General features: G+C 35.3%; 24 protein-coding genes, 1 rRNA gene and 1 pseudogene. 1 reads left to right on the top strand and 25 read right to left on the bottom strand.

The genetic code is table 11. The features are described 5' to 3' along the window. The 15 genes and pseudogenes from BFS35_RS13020 to metG form a co-directional block, all read right to left on the bottom strand. The gene (locus BFS35_RS13020) at positions 1–1506 is read right to left on the bottom strand and encodes a polysaccharide biosynthesis protein (protein ID WP_099577283.1); all 1506 of its coding nucleotides are present in this window, start codon (positions 1504–1506) and stop codon (positions 1–3) included. Further along, positions 1496–4993, bottom strand: a complete 3498-nt coding sequence (mfd, locus tag BFS35_RS13015) for a transcription-repair coupling factor (RefSeq protein ID WP_099577281.1) — start codon at positions 4991–4993, stop codon at positions 1496–1498. The genes BFS35_RS13020 and mfd overlap by 11 nt, the downstream gene beginning before the upstream one ends. Then, the gene (pth, locus tag BFS35_RS13010) at positions 4990–5559 is read right to left on the bottom strand and encodes an aminoacyl-tRNA hydrolase (RefSeq protein WP_099577279.1); all 570 of its coding nucleotides are present in this window, start codon (positions 5557–5559) and stop codon (positions 4990–4992) included. The genes mfd and pth overlap by 4 nt, the downstream gene beginning before the upstream one ends. Positions 5560–5642: 83 nt before the next feature. After that, on the bottom strand, positions 5643–6317 hold the full coding sequence (locus BFS35_RS13005) for a 50S ribosomal protein L25/general stress protein Ctc (protein ID WP_099577277.1): 675 nt from the start codon (positions 6315–6317) through the stop codon (positions 5643–5645). Positions 6318–6530: 213 nt separating this feature from the next. Beyond that, positions 6531–7496 (bottom strand): ribose-phosphate diphosphokinase, encoded by a 966-nt coding sequence (locus BFS35_RS13000; protein WP_099577310.1) that lies wholly within the window; start codon positions 7494–7496, stop codon positions 6531–6533. A 90-nt stretch (positions 7497–7586) separates the two neighbouring features. Beyond that, on the bottom strand, positions 7587–8945 hold the full coding sequence (glmU, locus tag BFS35_RS12995) for a bifunctional UDP-N-acetylglucosamine diphosphorylase/glucosamine-1-phosphate N-acetyltransferase GlmU (RefSeq protein ID WP_099577275.1): 1359 nt from the start codon (positions 8943–8945) through the stop codon (positions 7587–7589). 157 nt (positions 8946–9102) lie between these two features. Further along, positions 9103–9489 (bottom strand): septation regulator SpoVG, encoded by a 387-nt coding sequence (spoVG, locus tag BFS35_RS12990; protein ID WP_099577274.1) that lies wholly within the window; start codon positions 9487–9489, stop codon positions 9103–9105. Positions 9490–9525: 36 nt separating this feature from the next. Next, complete coding sequence (locus BFS35_RS12985) at positions 9526–9903, bottom strand: RidA family protein (protein WP_099577272.1); 378 nt, start codon at positions 9901–9903, stop codon at positions 9526–9528. A 15-nt stretch (positions 9904–9918) separates the two neighbouring features. Next, positions 9919–10746: a pur operon repressor gene (gene purR / locus BFS35_RS12980; protein ID WP_096077821.1), complete on the bottom strand. Its 828-nt coding sequence runs from the start codon at positions 10744–10746 to the stop codon at positions 9919–9921. Between the two features lie 61 nt (positions 10747–10807). Next, on the bottom strand, positions 10808–11659 hold the full coding sequence (gene ispE, locus BFS35_RS12975) for a 4-(cytidine 5'-diphospho)-2-C-methyl-D-erythritol kinase (protein ID WP_099577270.1): 852 nt from the start codon (positions 11657–11659) through the stop codon (positions 10808–10810). A gap of 121 nt (positions 11660–11780) precedes the next feature. Further along, positions 11781–12044 carry a biofilm formation stimulator Veg gene (gene veg, locus BFS35_RS12970; protein ID WP_096077819.1) on the bottom strand — a complete coding sequence of 88 codons (264 nt, stop codon included), beginning with the start codon at positions 12042–12044 and terminating at the stop codon, positions 11781–11783. Positions 12045–12142: 98 nt separating this feature from the next. Beyond that, positions 12143–13033 carry a 16S rRNA (adenine(1518)-N(6)/adenine(1519)-N(6))-dimethyltransferase RsmA gene (gene rsmA / locus BFS35_RS12965; RefSeq protein WP_099577268.1) on the bottom strand — a complete coding sequence of 297 codons (891 nt, stop codon included), beginning with the start codon at positions 13031–13033 and terminating at the stop codon, positions 12143–12145. Further along, positions 13020–13583: a ribonuclease M5 gene (rnmV, locus tag BFS35_RS12960; RefSeq protein ID WP_099577266.1), complete on the bottom strand. Its 564-nt coding sequence runs from the start codon at positions 13581–13583 to the stop codon at positions 13020–13022. Before rnmV ends, rsmA begins: the two co-directional genes overlap by 14 nt. Before the next feature lie 112 nt (positions 13584–13695). Beyond that, positions 13696–14468 (bottom strand): annotated as a pseudogene (locus tag BFS35_RS12955) (TatD family hydrolase). A 19-nt stretch (positions 14469–14487) separates the two neighbouring features. Next, complete coding sequence (gene metG, locus BFS35_RS12950; protein ID WP_099577264.1) at positions 14488–16461, bottom strand: methionine--tRNA ligase; 1974 nt, start codon at positions 16459–16461, stop codon at positions 14488–14490. 303 nt (positions 16462–16764) lie between these two features. Here metG and BFS35_RS12945 point away from each other — a divergent pair, with 303 nt between their 5' ends. Then, positions 16765–17040 carry an AbrB/MazE/SpoVT family DNA-binding domain-containing protein gene (locus tag BFS35_RS12945; protein WP_099577262.1) on the top strand — a complete coding sequence of 92 codons (276 nt, stop codon included), beginning with the start codon at positions 16765–16767 and terminating at the stop codon, positions 17038–17040. A 45-nt stretch (positions 17041–17085) separates the two neighbouring features. Here BFS35_RS12945 and rsmI read toward each other — a convergent pair whose 3' ends face one another. The 10 genes from rsmI to rrf all read right to left on the bottom strand — a co-directional run. Beyond that, positions 17086–17925 (bottom strand): 16S rRNA (cytidine(1402)-2'-O)-methyltransferase, encoded by an 840-nt coding sequence (rsmI, locus tag BFS35_RS12940; RefSeq protein ID WP_099577260.1) that lies wholly within the window; start codon positions 17923–17925, stop codon positions 17086–17088. Next, positions 17922–18176, bottom strand: coding sequence for a GIY-YIG nuclease family protein (locus BFS35_RS12935; RefSeq protein ID WP_099577258.1), 255 nt, complete (start codon positions 18174–18176; stop codon positions 17922–17924). The genes rsmI and BFS35_RS12935 overlap by 4 nt, the downstream gene beginning before the upstream one ends. Beyond that, on the bottom strand, positions 18169–18897 hold the full coding sequence (locus tag BFS35_RS12930; RefSeq protein WP_099577256.1) for a tRNA1(Val) (adenine(37)-N6)-methyltransferase: 729 nt from the start codon (positions 18895–18897) through the stop codon (positions 18169–18171). The genes BFS35_RS12935 and BFS35_RS12930 overlap by 8 nt, the downstream gene beginning before the upstream one ends. A gap of 37 nt (positions 18898–18934) precedes the next feature. After that, entirely contained in the window at positions 18935–19267 is a 333-nt protein-coding gene (gene yabA / locus BFS35_RS12925) for a DNA replication initiation control protein YabA (protein ID WP_099577254.1), read from the bottom strand. A gap of 10 nt (positions 19268–19277) precedes the next feature. Continuing rightward, positions 19278–20078 carry a PSP1 domain-containing protein gene (locus BFS35_RS12920; RefSeq protein ID WP_099577252.1) on the bottom strand — a complete coding sequence of 267 codons (801 nt, stop codon included), beginning with the start codon at positions 20076–20078 and terminating at the stop codon, positions 19278–19280. Next, positions 20078–20998, bottom strand: a complete 921-nt coding sequence (locus tag BFS35_RS12915) for a DNA polymerase III subunit delta' (RefSeq protein ID WP_099577250.1) — start codon at positions 20996–20998, stop codon at positions 20078–20080. Before BFS35_RS12915 ends, BFS35_RS12920 begins: the two co-directional genes overlap by 1 nt. Before the next feature lie 48 nt (positions 20999–21046). Beyond that, positions 21047–21376, bottom strand: a complete 330-nt coding sequence (locus BFS35_RS12910) for a cyclic-di-AMP receptor (RefSeq protein ID WP_099577248.1) — start codon at positions 21374–21376, stop codon at positions 21047–21049. Between the two features lie 34 nt (positions 21377–21410). After that, entirely contained in the window at positions 21411–22025 is a 615-nt protein-coding gene (gene tmk / locus BFS35_RS12905; RefSeq protein WP_099577246.1) for a dTMP kinase, read from the bottom strand. Between the two features lie 9 nt (positions 22026–22034). Further along, positions 22035–23387, bottom strand: coding sequence for an Orn/Lys/Arg family decarboxylase (locus tag BFS35_RS12900; protein WP_158554332.1), 1353 nt, complete (start codon positions 23385–23387; stop codon positions 22035–22037). A 196-nt stretch (positions 23388–23583) separates the two neighbouring features. Beyond that, positions 23584–23681, bottom strand: a 5S ribosomal RNA gene (rrf, locus tag BFS35_RS12895); the annotation flags it as partial.

The following is a 23681-nucleotide window of genomic DNA, read 5'->3' as shown; positions in this document are numbered from 1 at the left end:
TCACTCTCTCATTAATTTATTCATCACACTACCAAAAGGTAAATGCTGCCACTCTTCCTGCGTTATAATCTTCCACTTAATCATAGCATATAATACAATAATGCCCCCTGTAATTACCCCGATGAGTGCGACACAAAGCGCGCCGATTCGTGTATTAAAATCTATCACCATTTCAATCTGAATCAATACACTCATCACTAAAAGTGTTATACCCCACTTAACCAGAAATGATTGAAAAGCAATTTCGTACCTGCGTACAACTCCGATATGTAATACATAGGCATAGACGAATAATCCTGTAACTGATGCGAGTGCAGCACCTTTAATATCAAAGAAAGATATCAGTAATAGGTTGAGTATGATTTTTACTGCTAATCCTAAACCAATACCCCATAGTTGTATGCGATAGTCTTCAAAGATTTGAAGCATAGCAGTGTACATAATGATAAGTGATACGAAAATAATGGCTAACATATAAATTAATAGCGCTTCATAACCTGCCACTGACTTGAACAGGAACATGTTAAATGGTTGAATTAAATTCATTAACCCGATGGCAGCAGCACTACTAAATACGATCGTAATCTTAAGTGCACTATTCGCATAGCTATTCATCTGACTTAAATCACGTCTTTGTTTACATTCCGAAAGCAATGGAATCAGTACAAGCGAGAACGACGTCGTCACAATAAGACCCATTTGAATAAGCGACGCCCCACGATCATATATCCCTTTTAGCGCTCTAGCCTCTTCAAGTGGCATAAATGTTTTCAATTGATTGATGACTGTAAAGCTATCTACGAGTTGCCATAAAATCATAATTAAATAACTTAAACTATAAAAAACAATCAATGTTATAAAATTTCTATATGATCCTGTATTATTTCCTCGGTAATCAATTGTTTGACGTTTATTTTGCCACATTAAATAAATACATGCTCCGAGTAAACCGGCAAATGAACCAAAAATACTTAATGCACCACTTTGATAGACTGATAAGTCCATCCATACAAATAATCCAATCGACAATAGTATGATAGATACGCGTAGTACCTGATCAATCACCTGAGAATAAGCAATTTCTTTCATCGCATGATTCATTTGTAGTTTCCCGCGAATCATCGCAACTGCTGGAAATGGAAGCAATACTAAGCTAGAGACACGTAACATCGTACTTAACATTGGGTCGCCCATTAAATTTGCAATGATATCGCTACAAATTAATACAACCAACAACACCGATATACTCATCCAGGTAATATATTTATATAGTCTTCCTATAAATGACTTTTCATAATGAGATTGACTGATAACTGATGGAATTGCATTTAACGACAGTACGGAAACTATCGCAATGATTGGATATACTTGCTGATAAGCGTAGAGACCTGTATCACCTAAAATATTTTGGTAGGGTACGCGATATATCGCACTTAAAATTTTCACGATTAACATCGTTATTGTCAGTATAATCACGCTGTTAAATGCCGGGTTCTTATTCTCCATCAAACTCGATTCCTTCTTGTATTTGACGCGTGAGTTGTACTAATGCAGAAAGCCAGTTTGTATTTTTCTTCAGCGTAAATGTCATTTTATTGTCTTTATATTCTATCTTTAAGTCTCGACCGAAATCTTCTGTCGCTTTAAATAAACGTTCACCGTTAATTTTATTCGTCGTAGCTATACTTGACTCTAGTATAACTGTTTTACCGGTATCTTTCACATTCACAATACCAAATGCTATAGCATTTATCCTGATTTCAACGATCTTCATTAACTGGTCAACCGCTTCTGGATATTCACCGTATCGATCGGTCATTTCATCCTGAATATCCATTAATTCTGATTCTGTCGTTACGCTGCGTAGCTTTTTATAAAATTCAATCTTCGCTTGCTCTTCACGAATATAGTCAGCAGGAATATATGCATCAACCTCGACTTCTATTTCTAGTTGAGGCACTTCTTCGACTTGTTTAATACCACGCTTTTCATTAACCGCTTGCTGCAGCATTTCAGAATACAGATCATACCCTACAGAATCAATAAATCCATGTTGCTGACGTCCTAATAAATTCCCTGCACCACGAATATTTAAATCACGCATCGCAATTTTGAAACCAGAGCCAAGTTCAGTAAATTCTTTAATTGCCTGTAGACGCTGTTCAGCTACTTCAGTGAGCACTTTATTTGGTGCATGCAAGAAGTAGGCATAACTAATACGATTACTACGACCGACGCGACCACGTAACTGATAGAGTTGGCTTAAGCCAAATCGGTCTGCATCTTCAATAATTAAAGTATTGGCATTCGGTACATCGACACCCGTTTCGATAATTGTTGTTGTCACTAAAATGTCGTATTCACCATTAATAAACCCAAGCATCGTTTCTTCGAGTTCACGTTCTGATAATTGACCATGCGCAACAGCAATGCGCGCGTCCGGCATCATCATCTCTAACTGTTCAGCTTTCTGATAAATGCTCGCTACACGATTGTATAGATAAAATACTTGTCCATTACGTGCTAATTCACGTTCCATCGCTTCTTTAATAAAGTTATGTTGATATTCCAGTACATACGTCTGTACTGGAAATCTATTTTCCGGTGGTGTTTCAATGACCGATAAGTCACGTACACCCAGTAAACTCATATGCAGTGTTCTTGGAATTGGTGTTGCTGTAAGCGTTAATACATCGACATTTGTCTTCAACGCTTTAATTTTCTCTTTATGCGTAACACCAAATCGTTGCTCCTCATCGACGATAAGCAAGCCTAAATCTTTATACACAATATCTTTGCTGAGTAGTTTATGCGTACCAACTACAATATCAACAAATCCAGACTTTAATCCTTTTTTCGTTTCGTCAATTTCTTTCTTTGATCTGAAACGGCTCATCATCTGTATTTCCACCGGATAATCCTGCATACGCTCAATCAACGTCTCATAATGTTGTTGTGCGAGTATTGTCGTTGGTACTAAAAATGCAACTTGCTTACCATCAAGTACTGCTTTGAACGCTGCACGAACAGCGACTTCAGTTTTACCGTAACCAACATCTCCACAAAGCAGACGATCCATCGGTTTACGTTTTTCCATATCTTGTTTAATTTCAACGAGACTTTGTACCTGGTCTGCAGTTGGTTCATACGGAAAATCCATTTCAAACGTTTCCTGCGCCTCAGTATCAGGTCCGAACTGATATCCTTCAACGCGCTCTCGCTCCTGATATAACTTCAATAATTCTTCAGCGATATCTTCAACGCTTTGTTGAACGCGCGCTTTTGTCTTTTTCCATTCTGTGCCGCCGAGTTTGTTTAGCTTCGGCTCTTTATCTTCTGACCCGACAAACTTTTGAACATAATTCATTTGATCGACTGGCACAAACAGTTGATCAGTCCCTTTATATTGAATTTTAATATAGTCTTTATGCATCTTATTGACAAGTAAGGTCTCAACACCCATATAACGTCCTACGCCATGATGCACATGGACAATGTAGTCACCAACATTTAATTCCTGATAAGACTTAATTTTCTCGGCATTCGATAACTTCTTCGTACGTTTCGGTTTTTCTTTACGTAATTTAAATAGCTCGCGTTCAGTGACAACCACAAGTTTCATAAACGGTAACTCGAAACCTTCTGACAAATCACCTTCGACAATTGTATTAATACCCGGTTTACTTCCCTTAGTATCAAGCGTTACAGGTAATTTCATATCAGCTAGCATTGATTTAATCTTATCTTTTCTCGTTGCATTACTTGCCAGTACAACGATATTGAAGTCATTTTTTCTGAAACGGTCAAACTCTGAAAACATTAAATCATATTGTCCGTAAAATTGCTGCAATGGTTTACAAGAGAATTTATAGATATTTTGTAACTTCACTGGCATAGAAGCAGTAAACAATGTAAAGTATGCCACATTAAATTGATTCATCAGTGTTTCAAAGCTATCTTCTTTAATGAATGTCTGTCCGACAAATCCACGACCCGATTCAATTAAAGATTGGTGAAATTCACTTGTTTCTCGAATACTTGATTCTATCGCTTCATTTACACGATTAATTTCATCGACAATTACAATTGCTTCTTTATCAAAGTAATCAATAATCGTCGTCTCTTTATCATAAGCAAATTTTACAACGCGACGTAAAATATTATGATTAAGTATTTCTCCCATATTCATTTTGATGGTTTGATACGTATCACGTAAATCATCTCTCACATTTGTCGCAATCTTTTGGCGTGTTGCCTCAAATGCATCAGATAAATTAGATTCCAGTAATTCTATATCTTTACTCGTAAAAATAAATTCACTTGCTGTAGAAATTTCAACTGAATCGATATTATTTAATGAACGTTGACTATCCGCATCAAAATAACGAATAGCATCAACTTCAGTATCGAATAATTCAATGCGGACCGGCTCACCAATCATCGGGAAAATATCAATTAATCCACCACGTACTGAAAACTGACCAAGCGTCGTTACGCGCTCACTTTTCTGGTATCCCATATCTACTAAATCTTGTTGTAATTGAATGAGATCAATATCTTCTCCAATTTTTATTTCACGATGATAGCCTGTAAACAATTCCGGTCGACTTACAAGCTTTTGAAGCCCGTTAATCGGCACGAGAAATAACCCAGCTTGACCTTTCGCCAAGTGGGTAAGTGTACGGATACGCTCACGCATTAGATCCGGACTTTTTGTCGAGAACTCTTCAATCATAATATCTTGTACCGGAAATTTAAATAGTTCCTCTTCATCAATGAGTTGTGCTAAATCGTTTTCTAATTTTTCTGCCTGAAACAAGTTACTTGTCACGACAATCATTTGTTTTTTATGGCTTAAATAACTTTCCGCTAAAATTACGGCTTTTGCACTTGGATTTAAACCCGTCACCAATATATTTTGTTTACCGAGTGAATCATTATACTCATTAAATCGTTCATCACTTTTCAACAATTTATCTATTATCTGTCTCATACATCACCATTATATTGATTCATAACATTTTCGAAGCGCTCTCCACCGATAAATGTTTCAAGTGCTTCGATTGTATGATCAATCACTTTCTGCATCGTTATCATTTCGTCCTCACTAAATTTCTGTAACACATAATCCACAACAGGTTTACGTCCTTCAGGACGACCAATGCCTAAACGAATACGCTTAAATTCCTGTGTTCCTAAATGTTGTATAATTGAGCGCATGCCATTCTGTCCACCAGCAGAACCTTTTTGACGAATACGAATACGACCTTGAGGCATATCAAGATCGTCATATAGAACAACTAAATCCTCTACAGCTATTTTATAATAATCCATTAACGGACGAACCGCTTCACCTGATAAATTCATATACGTCATCGGTTCAATAATCAGCACTTTTTCACCATTAATATTTGCTACCGTATAGTTTCCTTTAAATTTCTGCTTATCTAAATCTATATTATGTTTCTTCAAAAATTCATCTACGACCATAAATCCTACATTATGTCGTGTATCTTCATATTTCTTACCTATATTACCTAATCCTACGATACATTTCATATTCAAATCCTCCGCTTAATCATTATCACTATTATAATATAAAAAAAGAGACATACAAAAGTATGTCTCTTGAATCCGAATAATTATTCAGCTTTTTCTTCTGATTTCTCTTCACCTTCAGCAGCTTCTTCTTCACCTTCAGCAACTTCAGTTCCTTCTGCTTCTTCACCTTCAACAGCTTCTTCGCCTTCTTCTTCAGGCTCTTCTTCAACTGTAGGTGGTACAACAGATACGATTGCTTCATCGTCTTCATTGTTGATAGTGTAAGCTTTATCTGCTTTTAAATCACCAACAGTGATTGTATCACCGATATTTAATTCAGTAACATCAACTTCAATGTTTTCAGGGATATCATCCGGTGTTGCAGTAACTGATAATTGGAATAATGGTTGCTGAACAACGCCGCCTTCTTTAGCGCCTTCAGCTTCACCAACTAAGTTTACTACTACATCAACTGTTAATTCAGCTTTCATATTGATTGCTAAAAAGTCGATATGTGTAATTTTGTTTTTAATTGGATTGATTTGGTAGTCAGATACCATTACTTTAACTGTGTTTGAACCTACTTCTAGTTCGATAACACCGTTACGTCCAACTTCACGGATTACTTTAATGAAATCAACTTCTTCAACTTTAACTGAAGTGTTTTTAGCACCATAACCGTATACTACAGCTGGAATCTTACCTTCGTTACGTACTTTGTTTAAACTTGAACGTGTTTGTTTACCTTGTCTAATCGTTGCTTTTAATTTACTCATATATTATTACTCCTTTTGTGCGCACTTCTTTGCGCTCCTACACCTTACCCATCAGTTGTGGTAACCTGCTTGCAAAGTGTTTATTTGTCTTAAATGTTCATCACATAATTAATTAATACCCCGTTAAACTTCTTCTAAACATTTTTATTCAAAAATTTTAAAAGAATAAAAAAAGACACAATGCTAGGCATAAACATTGTGTCTAAAGCACTATTAATCAAATAAAATACTTACAGATTCTTGTTCATATACTCGAACAATCGCTTGTGCTAATAATTCACCAACTGATAACTGTTTAATTTTCGCTGGTTTATTTTCTTCAGGTAATAAAATAGAGTTTGTAACAACTAATTCTTTAATTGCTGAGTTTTCAATTCTCTCATAAGCAGGGCCTGATAATACAGGATGTGTACAGCATGCATATACTTCTTTTGCACCTTTGTCGATTAACGCTTGAGCAGCTAATGTGATTGTACCTGCTGTATCGATGATGTCATCAATGATGATTGCAGTTTTCCCGTCAATGTCTCCAACGATATTCATTACTTCAGATACATTTGGTTTCGGACGACGTTTATCGATAATCGCGATCGGTGCTTTTAAACGGTCTGCCATCTTACGCGCACGTGTCACTCCGCCATGGTCAGGTGAAACGATAACCAATGAATCTTTATCGATTTCTTCTTTCGCTTCAAAATAATCAGAAAGGATAGGTACACCCATTAAGTGGTCAATCGGTAAATCAAAGAAACCTTGAATTTGAGGCGCATGTAAGTCTAAAGCAATAACGCGGTCTGCTCCTGCTTTTTCGATCATATCTGCGACTAATTTCGCAGTGATTGGCTCACGGCTACGTGCTTTACGGTCTTGACGTGCATAACCATAATAAGGCATTACAACGTTAATTGTAACTGCTGAAGCACGTTTTAATGCATCAATCATGATTAATAATTCCATTAAATGCTCATTTACTGGATTTGATGTTGGTTGAACGATAAATACGTCACATCCACGAATACTTTCTTCGATGTTAATTTGAACTTCTCCATCACTGAAACGTTTAACACTTGATTTCCCTAAAGGAATCCCAACCTCTTTAGCAATTTCTTCAGCTAAAGGCTGGTTAGCGTTTAAAGAAAAAATCTTTAAAGTTGTATTTCTGTATTCATTATTCATCATCATTTTGTAATGCCCCCATTTTAGATATCGTATTATTTATCGCTTTCTGTATATGAAATAACTTTACTATGACCTTAATATTATACATTACTATGCTTTATCGTAGTAGCCTTCTTTTGTAGTTTGTCTTGCACGTCCTAATGCCAGACTTTTATTTGGTACATCATCTGTAATGGTAGAGCCTGCAGCCACAAAAGATTCATCTCCAATATGAACTGGCGCTACAAGATTTGAATTACATCCGATAAATGAATCTTTACCAACAACAGTTTTAAACTTGTTTTTGCCATCATAATTTACAGTAATCGCACCACAACCAACGTTAGTACGTGCACCGATTTCAGCATCACCTATATAGCTTAAATGTGAAACTTTCGCTTCATCTTCTAATTTAGATTTTTTAATTTCTACGAAGTTACCAATCTTAACTTCTTTACCGACATCACTACCTGGACGAAGTTGTGCAAATGGTCCAATTGCTGTTCTTTCATCAACAAATGATTCTGAAATATATGATTGTTTTACAATAACATTATCTTTTATTTCACTATTCTCAATCGTAGTGTGTGCAGTAATTACTACGCCTTCACCAATTTTAGTGTTCCCTTTTAACATAACACCGGGCTCAATAACAGTATCTGCTCCGATTTCAACATCTTTATCAATATACGTTGTCAGCGGATCAATAATTGTCACACCATTCATCATGTGCATTTTATTAATACGTAAACGCATCGTTTGTTCAGCAATCGATAAATTATAGCGATCATTTATACCTAACGTTTCACTGAAGTCTTCAGTAACAAACGCTTCTACAAGTTCACCTTGTGCGCGTAATAATTTAATCACATCAGGTAAATAATACTCACCTTGTGCATTATCATTATCAACTTGCTTTAATAATTCGAATAATAATTTATTATCAAAACAGAAAGTACCCGAACTAATTTCATTGACTAATTTTTCTTCAATGTTAGCATCCTTTTCTTCAACAATACGTTCTACACTACCGTGTTCGTCACGAATAATACGTCCATATCCGAACGGTGTATTCGTTTTAGCGGAAAGAATCGTTGCTTTTGCACCAGTTGTTTCGTGATGTGCTACAAAGCCTTGAATTGTTTCTTCTGAAATTAAAGGTGTGTCTCCGCAAATTACAATTGTCGTACCTTCTTTATCTGCTAAATGCTCAGCAGCCATTTGAACGGCATGTGCAGTTCCTAACTGTTCTGTCTGCATACTAAATTGAGATTGATCTGCCAAAGCTCGCTTTACATCTTCAGCGCCATATCCAACGATTGTAACGATATCTGTTACACCTGCAGCTTTAATATTATCTATTACATGCTGCACCATTGGTTTACCACAGACAGGATGTAATACTTTATGTAGTTTTGACTTCATTCGTGTCCCTTTTCCTGCAGCTAAAATAACAGCTTGTTTTGTCATATATATTATCCCCCAGTAAAACATTTTTTTATAAGCTATGCGATGTGTAATCTGCTCAGTTATTTTTATTTTAACATACATTATGTATATTTCGATAAACAAAAAAGCGCGCCTGATAATTTGTTATCAGACACGCTTATTCACTATTTCATTTCAATTATTTTAAATCTTCTTCAACTGTCGTTTGTGAATCAGATTCTACTAAATTAGGTGCTGCTTCACTTGTAGCATCTTCAGCAGTATCCACATCGTCGTTATGATTATTCTTTCCTAATTCACTTGGATCAATCGCTTCAGTTTCGTCATATACTTTCATGACTGCAGCCTGAATTTCTTGACGCATTTCGCTATTAATTGGATGGGCGATGTCACGGAATTCGCCATCTGCAGTACGTTTACTCGGCATTGCTACGAATAATCCGTTGTTCCCTTCAATAACGCGTAAATCATGAATAACAAATGCCTCATCCAGCGTAATTGATACCAATGCTTTCATTCTACTGTCCGTAGCTAATTTTCTCATTCTAACATCTGTGACTTTCATCTTAGATAGCCTCCTAATAAAATGTAAGTTAAAAATCTACTTAACTTTTAGAGCTACCGCTTCAATCTCAACTTTCACATCTTTAGGAAGACGACTCACTTCAACACAACTTCTTGCAGGAAGGTGCGCATTGAAATATTCGCCATATACTTCATTGATGATTGGGAAGTCATTCATATCACTAATAAAAATCATTGTTTTTACTACTGAATTTAAATTCGATCCACTTTCTTCTAATACAGCTGATAAGTTTTCTAATACTTGCTTCGTTTGCTCTGCAACGTCATCACCTATTACTTCACCATCTATAGTCAGTGGAATTTGTCCACTTGTATAAACCATATTGTTAACTACAACAGCGTGGCTGTATGGTCCAATTGCTGCCGGTGCATTTTTTGCGAAAATAGATTTCATGATGATATCTCCTTTTTATTTCGAAAATTTTTCTAAGCAATTACCTTTTTCAACTGTAAAAGATTGATTATATTCATCTACGTCGGATAATTTCACTAAAGAGGTATAGTCTTGAATCAAGCGATTTTTAACTTCTTTTGATTCTACTAAGACTGTTACCCCTTTAACAGTGGCTTTAAACTCATTCATTAAATTCATAACACCTGTAATTGATCCGCCCGCACGCATAAAATCATCTACAATTAAAACTTTTGAACCTTCAGGTAATGTCCTTTTTGATAATACCATTGTTTCAATTTTTCGTGAAGAACCTGAAACATAATTTATCGAAACCGTTGATCCTTCTGTGACCTTATTGTCTTTACGAATTACGACAACAGGCAGATTAAGTATACTTGCAACTGCATTTGCTAATGAAATACCTTTCGTTGCAATCGTTACGACAGCATCTAACTCTTCATCCATATACATCGTTGCAATGAGCTTTCCAACTTGATTTAATAAACTCGGTGTCCCTACAACATCGGACATAAAAAGATAGCCACCTGGCAGCAATCGTTCTTTCTCCTGCAGCATTTCACACAACTGAGAAATCAATTGATCGGCTTCTTTATAAAACATCTTATGCTTAAACGTTACACCACCACTTGCTCCTGCAGTCGTAGTGATTGTTCCGATTTCTTCTTTGATAAAAGTATCTTTGATGATTTGTACATCTTCACTGATTGAAGACTTTGCCTGACCGAATTTATCTACAAAATACGTCAACGGTACAAGCTCATTAGGATGACTCAACAAGTAACTTGTCATATAAACGATTCTTTCACTTCTTTTAAACTTCATTAAAATCCCTCTTTACGCATATTATACGTTAAATATACCATAAATGTTCGGGAATTTATATTCATCCTAACATGCGCACCATATATACTTCTTTACAACAACCTTTAAGCGCATTGACTACACTCTTTGCCTGACGTTCTTTCGCTGCTAATCCGTAAACTGTTGGACCGCTGCCACTCATCATCGCTATATCTGCGCCAGCTTTCATCATCGTATCTTTTAATGTCTGGATAATCGGATGCATTTCAATAGTGACGGATTCTAAACGATTTCCTAAATGGCGAATCATTTCGCTATAATCACCATTCTCAATTGCTTCAGCACAAGCCTTACTATCAATCTTTGCGTGAGGTTTTGTTAAATCAAGCGCAGTATACACCTCTTGTGTAGAAACGCTAATATCAGGTTTTGCTAAGATGACCCAGCAAGCAGGTGGTTTAGGTAAATGTTGCAACTGCTCACCACGGCCTGTGCAAAGACTCGTCTTGCCATGCACACAGAATGAAATATCTGAACCGATTTCAGCTGCATGTTCTGCCAATGTATCAAGAGACAATCCTAATTCAAACAATCTATTCATACCACGAAATGTCGCTGCTGCATCGCTTGAGCCACCCGCAAGACCGGCTGCTATCGGGATCGTCTTATCCAATGTGATTGTCACCCCGCAATCCAGATTATAGCGCTCCATCATAATCTTTGCTGCTTTATATGCTAAGTTACGGTTATCATTCGGTACATATAAGTGCTCAACTTTTAATACGATTTGCTTGTCTTTACGTTTCTCTAAAGTCAAACGATCATATAAATCTACTGTTGTCATAATCATCTCTACTTCATGATATCCATCTTCTCGTTTATATAAAGTGTCTAATGTCAAATTGATTTTTGCTGATGCATTTTCATAAATCATAATAATTCCTCACTCATAGTTTTTAATATTATATTATTTTATCACAACTCACGTTATACCATTTCATGAAATGCAAAATAAAAAAATTAAAACCTATTCCATATGGAATAGGTTTTAATTTTTATTGAACAAGAAATTCTTCTTGCTGATCATTTACAAATGTTACTTGTACGTTTTCTGTCAATACGTCGGTATATGTATATGACACACGCTCAAAATTATGTTTATCTTGGTCTAATTCAACCACGAAAACTGATGGATAAGTTTCTTTAAGCACACCGCGGCGCTCAATTAACTTTTTACGTCCTCCATTAGCTCTTAGTACAATCTGATTTCCTAACTGACAATCAAGAATTTTTTTGATGTCTACTAATGTTTTTGGCATAGAAACCCACCTCACTATGCCTTAAATTATAACACTTTGCATGTAAATAGTCAATAAAATTTTTAATTTTATCAATTTAAATTACGCTTGTCAATATTTTATATCACTATTTGTGGGTAATTTTTTATATTATTTGCAAGTCGTGCAAATTCTTCGAGCGACAAACTTTCTCCTCTACGACTCGGAGCAATGTTACTCTCTTCTAGCCATGCGATAATTTCATCTTTATATTCCTTACTATTTGGAAACAGACTCATATAGTTGTTTAATATCGTCTTTCTGCGTTGTACAAAAGCTCCGCGCGTTAACTTAAAATATATCTTTTCATCATCAACTTTTACACGTGGTTCAGGTAAAGTTGTTAGTTTCACCACTAAAGAATCCACGTTCGGCGGCGGCATAAATACACCTTTAGGAACAATCATGACACGTTTCACATCTGTATAATATTGAATCGCAATAGATAAAGAACCATATGCCTTTGTTGACGGTCCTGCTGTTAAACGCTCTCCCACTTCTTTTTGCATCATCACAACGTAACTGTTAATCGGTAAATGCTGTTCTAATAACCCCATCAAAATAGGCGTCGTAATATAATATGGTAAGTTAGCTACAACAAAAATCTCATCACAGTCTGATAAATGCTTATCAATCGCTTCCTTAACATTCGCTTTTAGTATGTCTTCATTTACTACAGTTACATTTTCATAAGGACTTAACGTATCCGCTAAGATCGGAATCAGACGTTGATCGATTTCAAACGCAAGTACATGCTTCGCTTTACGTGCTAATTGTTCCGTTAAAGACCCCATACCCGGACCAATCTCAATAACACCACACGTCTCATCTATACCTGCGGCATCAATAATATTACGAATCACGTTAGGATCAACTAAAAAGTTCTGTCCTAAACTCTTCTTAAATTTAAAGCCATATTTATTTAACAATTCCCTCGTACGCGTTGGTGTTGCAATATCATTCATTTCCATTAGGACTCTCCTTATATTCTAAATTCAAAGCATCTAACACATCCGCTTCAGTAATGCCAAATGCATTTAATCTATGAAATAATTGCTTACCATTACAATAGCCGATTCTTAAATGTCTGCACAAATCTTTACGCTTCGTCGCTGCATGTGGTCCCATAATCAATCCTAAATCCACGAGTAATGCTTTCGACACCGTTTCTGAATCATGTTCAAACGGTGATGAAACGCTTAATAATGCATCACGAATTGCTTCAACCGGTGCATGCTCAATACCAACTTTACCACGCTTATTACACGCAATATCCGCATCGATAAACGCATGTTTCACCGTTGGCACACGCTGTTCGATTGTCTTTCTAATTTTATTTCCTGGGTAATCCGGATCTGTTAAGACGATGACACCACGCACCTCAGCAGCGTGTTGTATCGCTTCAATCGTTTCATTATTGATGGCAGAACCATTTGTTTCAATCGTATCGCACTCGACTGCCATCTTTACACGTGTTGTATCATCCTTACCCTCTACGACAATAATTTCATTTATTTTCATATCAATCTTTCCTTTTTACTTATCTATATACAATATTACAATTATACTTGATATTTTAAAAATGGATAGAATTATTTATAGTAAAAAAATAAGCAGAGACAAATGTCCCTACTTATTTTCCCAATCCACCAAACAGCTGCTCTGCATTTTTCGTGGTTTGTTCCGCAACTTCTTCATAACTAATACCACGCAAGTTCGCAATTTCTTCTGCTACAAGTTTCACATGCATCGGTTCGTTTCGTTTCCCACGATACGGATGTGGTGTTAAATATGGCGCGTCTGTCTCCACGATTAACTTATCTAATGGCACATGCTGTGCTACTGCCTTTGGTTGCTTTGCATTTTTAAACGTTACTGGTCCACCTAAGGAGATGATAAAGTTTAATTTCAACACTTCATCACATGTTTCAGGGCTACCACTGAAGCTGTGCATCACGCCTCCAACTTCATGCGCATTTTCTGACTTTAAGATTTCAATTACGTCTGCGGTTGCTTCTCGGTTGTGAATTACAATCGGTAAATTTACTTCTTTTGCAAGTTGAATTTGACGTTTAAATACTTCCTTTTGAATATCTTTCGGTGATTTATCCCAATGATAATCTAATCCCATCTCACCAATCGCTACGATTTTAGGATGCTTTGACAGTTCTTTAATCCAATCGTAATACTCATCCGTAAAATCAATCGCATCCACTGGATGCAGCCGATTACACCATATACAAATTCGTATTGATCAATGAGCTTCATCGTGCGTTTAATTGTTACTTCATCAAATCCAACGACGATCATGCGGTCTATTCCGTTTTCTCGCGCTCTATCTATAACTTCCTGTAAATCTTCTTCGTACTGATCTGCGTTTAAATGAACGTGTGTATCTATTAACACAGTATCACTCCTCGTGTTTTTATTTTACGATTGAGCCGTTCTCAATTGCATTTGGTACGCTGACTAATGTTAATGCACCATCTTTTTCTGCTGACAAAATCATTCCTTCTGATTTCTCTCCACGTAATTCAACTGGTTTTAAGTTTGTCACAACAATAACTTTCTTACCAATAATGTCTTCTGGTTTATAGAATTCAGCGATACCAGAAACGATTTGGCGTTGTTCGTTACCTAAATCTACCTGGATTTTTAATAATTTTTTCGCTTTTTTCACGTAATCCGCGTCAATGATTGTTGCAGTTTTTAATTCTACTTCATTAAATGTATCGATTGTAATTTCCGGCTTAGCAGGTACTTCTTCTTTTTCCCCTTCTGCTTGTGCTGGCGGTTGCATCGTACTCTTAATAAATTCTACTTCAGCTGCTGTATCTAAACGCGGGAAGATTGGTGTTGCTTTCTCAATCACTTTTAAGTCTTTAATCTTACCGTATGCATCAAGACTCGCAAATTCAAATAATGTTGGATCCTGAATATTTAACTGATTAAAGATTTTTGTCGGTGCTTCTGTTAAGAATGGGCGTAACAATACGCTCGCAAAACGAATATTCTCAACTAAGTGATACATTACGCTTTCTAATAATTCTTTTTTTGCTTCATCTTTGATTAAAATCCACGGTGTTGTTTCATCGATATATTTATTTGTTCTTGAAATCAGCTTCCATACTTCTTGTAACGCTACTGAATATTGTAAGTTCTCCATAGCAGCATCGTATTTCGCTTTCGTTTCAAGTGCTAACGCTTCAATTTCAGCATCTACTTCATGCATTTGACCTTTGTAGCCAGAAAGATTGCCATCAAAATATTTATTGATCATCGCAATCGTACGGTTCACTAAGTTGCCTAAGTCATTTGCAAGGTCAAAGTTAGTGCGATCAACGAAAGCTTCAGGCGTGAACACACCATCTGAACCAAATGGTAACTCACGCATTAAGTAGTAACGCACTGCATCTAAACCGTAACGATCAATTAGGATATGCGGATCTACCACATTCCCTTTTGACTTACTCATCTTACCGTCTTTCATTAATATCCACCCGTGAGCAAATACTTTCTTCGGTAATGGTAAATCTAAAGCCATGAGTAAAACTGGCCATATAATTGTATGGAAACGAACAATTTCTTTCGCCATAATATGGACATCAGCTGGCCAGTATTTCTTAAATTCTGTATCATCTTCTGAAAGGTAACCTAAAGCAGAGATATAGTTTGTTAATGCATCAATCCAAACATATACAACATGTTTCGGATTAGACGGAACTTTTATCCCCCAGTCAAAAGATGTACGAGAAACAGCTAAATCTTCTAATCCTGGTTTAATAAAGTTGTTTAACATTTCATTTTTACGAGAAACAGGTTGAATGAAATCAGGGTGATCTTCATAATATTGCACTAAGCGATCCGCATATTTACTCAATCTAAAGAAATAACTTTCTTCTTTCACAAGTTGAACTGGGTGTCCTGAATCCGGACTTTTCCCTCCAACGATTTTATCGCCTTCCATAATAGGATCAACAAGTTGCGTTTCAGTGTAGAATGTTTCATCAGGAACTGAATACCATCCTTCATATTCACCTAAATAAATATCATCTTGTTCTAATAATTTTTCGAATACTTTTTCGACAACAAGTTTATGGCGCGTTTCAGTTGTTCTAATAAAATCATCGTTTGAAATATCAAGCTTCTTCCATAATGCCTGAATGTCTTTAATGATTTCATCTAAATATTCTATTTCTGATTTACCGGCAGCAAGTGCTTTCTCCTGAATCTTTTGGCCATGTTCATCTGTACCTGTTAAATACTTAACATCGTAACCTTGCATTCTTTTGTAACGCGCGATAGCGTCACCTGCTACTGTTGAATATGCATGTCCAATATGTAATTTACCGCTTGGATAATATATAGGCGTTGTTATATAAAAAGTATCGTTCGTCATGTTCGTCCTCCTAGTGCTATTTATCCTTTAAATATACAGAAGTTTTCGTTATTTTTCAATATGACTAATCTTTACAATTCGACAAGTAAAATTATTAATATATTGTAAAATCAAGTAAAGTTCTCAAATTCTGAATATTACATAACATTACTAAACCATTACAAATAAAGATTTTGATGATATATCGTTGACAATGTAAAAATACGGTAGTACACTCTTATTAAGACAAATGTCGAAAACACTTATTAATTTTGTCGAATTTACTAAAATTACTACAAAAACAATTTTTGGAGGAAATATATTATGAAATCTACTGGTATCGTAAGAAAAGTTGACGAATTAGGACGTGTAGTTATTCCAATCGAATTACGTCGTATTTTAGACATCGCTGAAAAAGACGCTTTAGAAATCTATACTGATGCAGATAAAATTATCTTAAAAAAATATAAACCAAGCATGACTTGTGCTGTAACTGGTGATGTTTCTGAAGATAACTATTTATTAGCAGGTGGTAAATTAGTATTATCTAAAGAAGGCGTTGAACAAATCTTAAAAGAGATCGAAGCTAAAGATAAATAAGATATAAAAATAAAAAGGTTCGAGTCCAAATGGATTCGAACCTTTTTATTTTGTATCGACATGATACATTTGGTACACTTCGTTCTTCTTCATTTCTCTATCTAAAGCAACTTGTTTAATCGCCTCTTTATTTCGTAATCCTTCTTTAACATAGTGATTGACGTGATCTTCAACCGTCATTTCTGACCACCAGTTCACATTATTTTCGCCTGTGCTGCCTTCAATTATAAGAACAAACTCACCTTTAAGATTAATATCTTTGTCCAGTCGTTCTAATAGATACAACACTGAATCCGTTTCAACTTGCTCAAATTTCTTAGTCAGTTCACGTGCAATGGATATTTTACGTGTACTGTCTATTTTTGCAATCACTTCTAATGTATGTTTCACGCGAAACGGTGATTCGTAGATTATGGTGGTGTGAGGTAAAGCCATAAGCGCTACGAGTCGCTCTTTCTTTTCACTATCTTTGCGTGGTAAAAAACCATCAAATAAAAATGAATAAGAGCTAATACCACTTGTCATTAAAGCAGTAAGTGCGGCATTAGCACCTGGCACTGTTTCAACTTTAATACCTTTCTCACGTGCCACCACAACCAGTTCATATCCCGGATCACTTATAAGAGGAAGTCCTGCATCAGAAACCAATGCGATATGATTCCCTTCTAACAATAAATCGATAATATAATCTGTCACCTGATCTTTATTATGTTCATGGTAGCTTTTTAATGGTGTATCAATGTCATAATGCATAACGAGTTTTTTAGTCACTCTTGTGTCTTCACATAATATGATATCCGCTTCTTTTAACATTCTTACCGCTCTAAATGTAATATCTTCTAAATTGCCGATTGGTGTACCTACTAAATATAAGATACCGCTCATAAGGTACCTCCCTGTATTAATTTAATCTTTTGTGAACGTGTTAATTGTTTAATCGCATACTCTCTTTGCATCGCTGCACTTTTCGTTTCAAAACTTTCTTCATATACGCGTTTCACCGGTAATCTTACTCTTGTATACTTTGCACCTTTGCCTTCGTTATGGGTATGGAGCCTTTTCTCCAGATCATTTGTATAGCCTGTATACAGTGTACCATCACTACATTCTAATATATAAATATAATGATTATCCATAATATACCTCATTCATCGATTTAGAATAAGTCCCATCCGTATTATAGATATAAAATGGCGCCATAACCTTCACATCTGGTTTACCACCTTTTATACCAACGACAACAACTGTAATCGCAGTAGGTTTATTAGGAGATGAATAGATAGGATAGATAACTTTAGGTTCAATACCAACTGTTCTCATATCAGAAAGCACATCAATCAATCGATCAGCACGTTGAACAACAACCATTTTTCCTCCTTGCTTCAATAAATGATTTGCAGACTGGACGCAATCTAAAAACGTACAAAGCACTTCAGTTCTTGCGATGCGATGAGCTTCCTTCAAATGCTGATACTCCTGATTCGCTCTAAAGTAAGGAGGATTACATGTTACAACATCAAATTGACTGGGTATAAAATTTTGTTTTACGCACTTTATGTCCATCTCGTGCATACAAATCTGTTCTTCCAGTTTGTTATATTGAACAGATCGCCTTGCCATATCCACAAGTTGTGACTGAATTTCGATTGCTTCTATCGGCATGTTTGTACGATGAGATAATAATAAAGGAATAATGCCATTCCCTGAACAAATATCTATCACTTTGTCCTTTTTCTTTAAAGGCGTAAGGTGTGCAAGTAGCAATGCATCTGTTGAAAAAGAAAACACATCATCATTTTGAATGATGGATAAATTTTCTTTAATTAATTGATCAAATCTTTCATTTTCTAACAACATCATAATTCCTCCAATAAAAAAAGGCTTACGCCTCTTTTTATTCTTTATCAGATAGTAAGCTTAAACAAAAAATACAGTCTCCACCACCACGGTGTTTGCCAAATAAATCTGTCGGACAAATATGAAAGCCTTCTGCGTAAAGCATCGCTAAATTATCTTTACTTTGAAGAACTTTACTATTCTTTTTAGGTTCCTCTTCTTCTTTAGGTATCTGAATGAAACGTTGCAAATTATCATTTTCTAACTTTAAAGCAACATTTTCTTCGACTAAAGCAACCGTCAGTTCTTTTAATGTTTCATAACTATCATTTATATTATTAATTTGTTTCTCCAGCTTAGTTAAAGCATTGAATAATTCATCGCGGTTCATGATAAACCTCCTAAACTTGTACCTCGTCGATATGATAAACGATTGGTGTTTCCATACTCTTTAATTTTACTTGCATCGTCACATCTAATATATTTAAACCGATAACACGACCAGGTCCTTCAGGTGTTTGAATTTCTTCCCCAATATCAGGTAATCTTCTTCTTGTTTCTTCGTAATAATCATTTTCGTATTTCAAACAACACATTAAACGACCACATGCACCTGAAATTTTAGTAGGATTTAATGATAAATTCTGATCTTTTGCCATTTTTATCGATACGGGTTCAAAATCACCTAAATAAGTTGCACAGCATAAACTACGACCGCAAGGACCAATGCCACCTAGAATCTTCGCTTCATCTCTTACACCGATTTGACGTAATTCAATGCGTGTTTTTAGATCATAGGCTAAACTTTTAACTAATTCACGAAAATCCACACGCTCATTAGCAGTAAAGTTAAAAATAATCTTTGCTTTATCTAATGTATAGGTTGCATTTACTAAGCGCATATCGAGTTCATGATTTTTAACGTGTTGTTTACATAGCTCTAATGCATGATCAGCGTCTAACATATTCTGTTCATACTTTAAAATATCATTTTCCGTTGCTTTACGACTAATCATTGGTACTGGCATCACTACGTCTTCAATCGGTACTTCTTTATTTGGAATAATAACACGGGCAAGTTCAACACCACGTTTTTTATTATCAATTACTACTAATTCATTGACTGAAAATTGTTCATCACCAGGTTGGTAATATTCTGTTTTACCTGATTTCTGAAATTTCACGCCTATTATTTCTATCATTATTTCACCTCATTGAGCATTTGAATCGCTAAAGCTTCATACACTAATGTTATATTAACATATTGTAACAATTGCTGTTTCGCTGTAAGTGTATGATCTATCATTGCTAAACATTTATCAATCGTCAGTAGATTTGCCTGCTGTTGAATATGTTCTTCCATTTCAGGATAACTTACTACATTATCTCCAATGAGTACATACATCAAATCCTGTAGATACAGTTGAATCATGTCTATTCCCATCAATTGTTTCTCTCGCGAATCGAGTGTATCCAAAATGTTGACAATTTGAATTAATCCCATTGTATCACTGTTTAGTAAAGTTTGGCACCACTTAATTATTACACCCTTTAAATCATTAAATTGATGTGTCTCATACCATTCCACTGCTTCTTCTTTACTTAAGTTAAGACCATTCATCGTCGCCAGAACAGATTTTGGAATATCCAGATCACTATGCTTGGTTAAATCATCTTCACTAGCTTGTATAAAGATATGCTGACATCTTGAATGGATGGTCGGTAAGATGGATTTTGGTGCAGTTGTTACTAATATTGCTACAGTATTTACTGGTGGTTCCTCTAAAAATTTTAATATACTATTTTCACCTTGTACCGTTACTTTATCAAAATCCATAATAATATAGACTTTATGTGTGCCTTCAATCGGTTTTTGATTCATACGATGTAACAAATCTTCTATTAACTCTTTTTTTATCGTGGCTTCACTTGTTTCTAGAAGGATGAAATCCGCGTGATTTAAATTCTGAACGCGACTTTGACATATATCATTATCACTACAAAGTATTTTTGCCGCGAAATGCATTGCTTCATCTTTTAACTGGCCTCTATTTTGCCCATCAAACAAATAAGCATGACTTAATTTATTATTATCGATAAGATGCTGCAGCTGCTTAAGCATTCAATCTACTCCTTTATATAATCAAAAAGCTGCACATGGCAGCTTATATTAGAACTGATGAAATTGTTCAATCGGCATTACAAAGACTGTTGCGCCACCAACTTCGACTTCAACTGGATATGGAATATAAGCATCCGCATTGCCACCCATTGGCGTCACAGGTGTCACAACTTGTTCTCGGTTACCGCAAGTACCATTGATTAAAGTTAATAGCTCATTTACACGTTCATCTTCCACACCACATAGAAATGTCGTATTACCAGCTCTTAAAAATCCGCCAGTAGAAGCGAGCTTTGTTGTTCTAAAATTATTTTTAGTAAGTACATCAGATAGACTTTGACTGTCCTGATCTTGTACAATTGCAATTATCATTTTCATATGAAACACCTCTTATCATCAATTATATCACAAACTAGTTAATGCTCTTATTAATTGCTTCTAAACAATCATTAACTACTTCTAAAAGAGGTTTAGAAGCATCAATCAATTTAATTCTCTCTGGATGTAAATGAAGTAATTCATCATATCCCTTAACTACACGTTGGTGAAAATCAATCTGTTCTTTGTCTAATCGGTTTGTTTCACGTGAATTATCTTTAATACGTAATAAACCAATTTCAGGTTCAACACGTAAATATAACGTTAAATCCGGATATTTACCTTCAATTGCAAATTCATTGATAGCACGAATTTCGTCAATCCCGATACCACGCGCATAACCTTGGTAGGCTAATGAACTATCAATAAAACGATCACATAATACAATCTTACCCATTTGAAGTGCTGGTAATACTTTTTCTACAAGATGTTGTCTACGGCTTGCAGCAAATAATAACGCCTCTGTTCTGTAATCCATTGCACTCGCATCATCTAAAATGATATTACGGATATCTTCACTAATTTTTATACCACCAGGTTCTCTCGTAGTAACTACTTCAAAATCGTTACTTAATTCATTCGCTAATGCTTTAATAACCGTACTTTTACCTGAACCTTCCGGACCTTCAATTGTTATAAAATAACTCATTATTAACTCCTACTCCCACACACGAATTTTATAATCATAGATACCATGTATTTTTCCACCATCAGAAATAAATGATTTTACATGTTGAACTTGCTCCTCCGTAATCATTTCTCCCTCTAATATATAAGGAATACCTGGAGGATACGGAATAATATGTTCTGCACATACACGACCTATACTTTCATCTAACGTTATATTGATAATATTATTTGAAGTTTGGGCAATATAACTTCCATCTAATTGATTATATAACATCTCACTTTTAACTTCATTACTATCTCTGTTACTATCTAATTTTATATTATTTACTCTATCAATCAATAACTCAAATAAATAACGATCATCCTCATGCCATAATGGCAATACACATAATACAAACTTTTCATTACTCAACTCAGTAAATATACCGTATCTCTCTAATAAATGCGCTAATTCTATACCACTATAATGCTCGTGCATCAACATTATCTTCAGTGGATCCTCTGCTTCTATAACATCAAAAACTTTTCTCAGTGCTTTTAGTAATGTCGTTCTACGCTTAAAAAATAATCTATCTTTATAATGCTTATAAAAGGTATCTGCGTGTTCTAAACCTAGCATTAGCATATACGAAGGACTAGAAGATTGTAATATCGAAAGTAGATGATTTATCTGATATTTTATATCTTCAGAAATAGCATGATTTATATGAATAACTGAACTCATTGTAAATGCAGGTAATGTCTTATGATAAGACTGTACTACGAAATCAGCCGCGTATTTTAATGAACTTACAGGAAAATGTTCTGAAATATCAAAATGCGCGCCATGCGCTTCATCAATTAATACAGGAATATGATAACTGTGAAAATAATCAATTGCCGCTTTAATATCATATGTTTCACCAAAATAATTAGGATATGTTAATACCACTAATTTAATATGAGGCAACACATCTTTATCAATAGCTCCTATATCAATTCCACTATACTCTTTTGTAGTATCTGAAACATTTGTCGGTAAAATATATGCGCTACCTTTTCCCAATGCAATCGCATTATAAATTGATTTGTGCGCATTTCTCATAATAGCAACACTCGGAACTTCACCAGCTTCTATAAAAGAAAGAATCACTGCCAGTAAACCGACAGTTGTACCATTCACTAGAAAGCGAGAATCATACCCCACTTTGTTAATCGATAATTGACTATTCTTTATAATATCATCAGGATGATGATAATCATCCATACCTGAAATTTCTGTAACATCGTATTTTAATTCTAAGTTATCAAGATGTCCTATCGTTTGATAATGGTGACCAGGAACATGCAGTGAAATTGGAATTTGTTTAAAATGTTCAATCATAGCATTATACATTTTCATAGAAAGAACTCCTTTAATTTTACAAATCATTTCTATATGTTAAACATTTTCATTACTTCTATCTATTATTGTACCAACATTTTTAAAACTAAGTATCTAATAATAAAAACACTTAAAAAAATGCAAAAAAAAAGAGACCTTAACAGGTCACTCGTTTGCGGCTCATCGCATCCATTTAAGGTATTACTATAAATCTGCCCGGCAACGTCCTACTCTCGCGGATCGTAAGACCAACTACCATCGGCGCTAGAGAGCTTAACTTCTGTGTTCGGTATGGGAACAGGTGTGACCTCT

Source organism: Macrococcoides goetzii, from assembly GCF_002742385.2.
GTDB classification, from domain to species: Bacteria; Bacillota; Bacilli; order Staphylococcales; family Staphylococcaceae; genus Macrococcoides; species Macrococcoides goetzii.
This window is presented reverse-complemented; position numbering and strand designations above follow the sequence as displayed.

Coding starts and splice junctions, on each gene's coding strand:
- BFS35_RS13020 (WP_099577283.1), bottom strand. CDS start 1,506: ATGGAGAATAAGAACCCGGCATTTAACAGCGTGATTATACTGACAATA.
- mfd (WP_099577281.1), bottom strand. CDS start 4,993: ATGAGACAGATAATAGATAAATTGTTGAAAAGTGATGAACGATTTAAT.
- pth (WP_099577279.1), bottom strand. CDS start 5,559: ATGAAATGTATCGTAGGATTAGGTAATATAGGTAAGAAATATGAAGAT.
- BFS35_RS13005 (WP_099577277.1), bottom strand. CDS start 6,317: ATGAGTAAATTAAAAGCAACGATTAGACAAGGTAAACAAACACGTTCA.
- BFS35_RS13000 (WP_099577310.1), bottom strand. CDS start 7,496: ATGATGAATAATGAATACAGAAATACAACTTTAAAGATTTTTTCTTTA.
- glmU (WP_099577275.1), bottom strand. CDS start 8,945: ATGACAAAACAAGCTGTTATTTTAGCTGCAGGAAAAGGGACACGAATG.
- spoVG (WP_099577274.1), bottom strand. CDS start 9,489: ATGAAAGTCACAGATGTTAGAATGAGAAAATTAGCTACGGACAGTAGA.
- BFS35_RS12985 (WP_099577272.1), bottom strand. CDS start 9,903: ATGAAATCTATTTTCGCAAAAAATGCACCGGCAGCAATTGGACCATAC.
- purR (WP_096077821.1), bottom strand. CDS start 10,746: ATGAAGTTTAAAAGAAGTGAAAGAATCGTTTATATGACAAGTTACTTG.
- ispE (WP_099577270.1), bottom strand. CDS start 11,659: ATGATTTATGAAAATGCATCAGCAAAAATCAATTTGACATTAGACACT.
- veg (WP_096077819.1), bottom strand. CDS start 12,044: ATGCCAAAAACATTAGTAGACATCAAAAAAATTCTTGATTGTCAGTTA.
- rsmA (WP_099577268.1), bottom strand. CDS start 13,033: ATGGAAATGAATGATATTGCAACACCAACGCGTACGAGGGAATTGTTA.
- rnmV (WP_099577266.1), bottom strand. CDS start 13,583: ATGAAAATAAATGAAATTATTGTCGTAGAGGGTAAGGATGATACAACA.
- metG (WP_099577264.1), bottom strand. CDS start 16,461: ATGACGAACGATACTTTTTATATAACAACGCCTATATATTATCCAAGC.
- BFS35_RS12945 (WP_099577262.1), top strand. CDS start 16,765: ATGAAATCTACTGGTATCGTAAGAAAAGTTGACGAATTAGGACGTGTA.
- rsmI (WP_099577260.1), bottom strand. CDS start 17,925: ATGAGCGGTATCTTATATTTAGTAGGTACACCAATCGGCAATTTAGAA.
- BFS35_RS12935 (WP_099577258.1), bottom strand. CDS start 18,176: ATGGATAATCATTATATTTATATATTAGAATGTAGTGATGGTACACTG.
- BFS35_RS12930 (WP_099577256.1), bottom strand. CDS start 18,897: ATGTTGTTAGAAAATGAAAGATTTGATCAATTAATTAAAGAAAATTTA.
- yabA (WP_099577254.1), bottom strand. CDS start 19,267: ATGAACCGCGATGAATTATTCAATGCTTTAACTAAGCTGGAGAAACAA.
- BFS35_RS12920 (WP_099577252.1), bottom strand. CDS start 20,078: ATGATAGAAATAATAGGCGTGAAATTTCAGAAATCAGGTAAAACAGAA.
- BFS35_RS12915 (WP_099577250.1), bottom strand. CDS start 20,998: ATGCTTAAGCAGCTGCAGCATCTTATCGATAATAATAAATTAAGTCAT.
- BFS35_RS12910 (WP_099577248.1), bottom strand. CDS start 21,376: ATGAAAATGATAATTGCAATTGTACAAGATCAGGACAGTCAAAGTCTA.
- tmk (WP_099577246.1), bottom strand. CDS start 22,025: ATGAGTTATTTTATAACAATTGAAGGTCCGGAAGGTTCAGGTAAAAGT.
- BFS35_RS12900 (WP_158554332.1), bottom strand. CDS start 23,387: ATGAAAATGTATAATGCTATGATTGAACATTTTAAACAAATTCCAATT.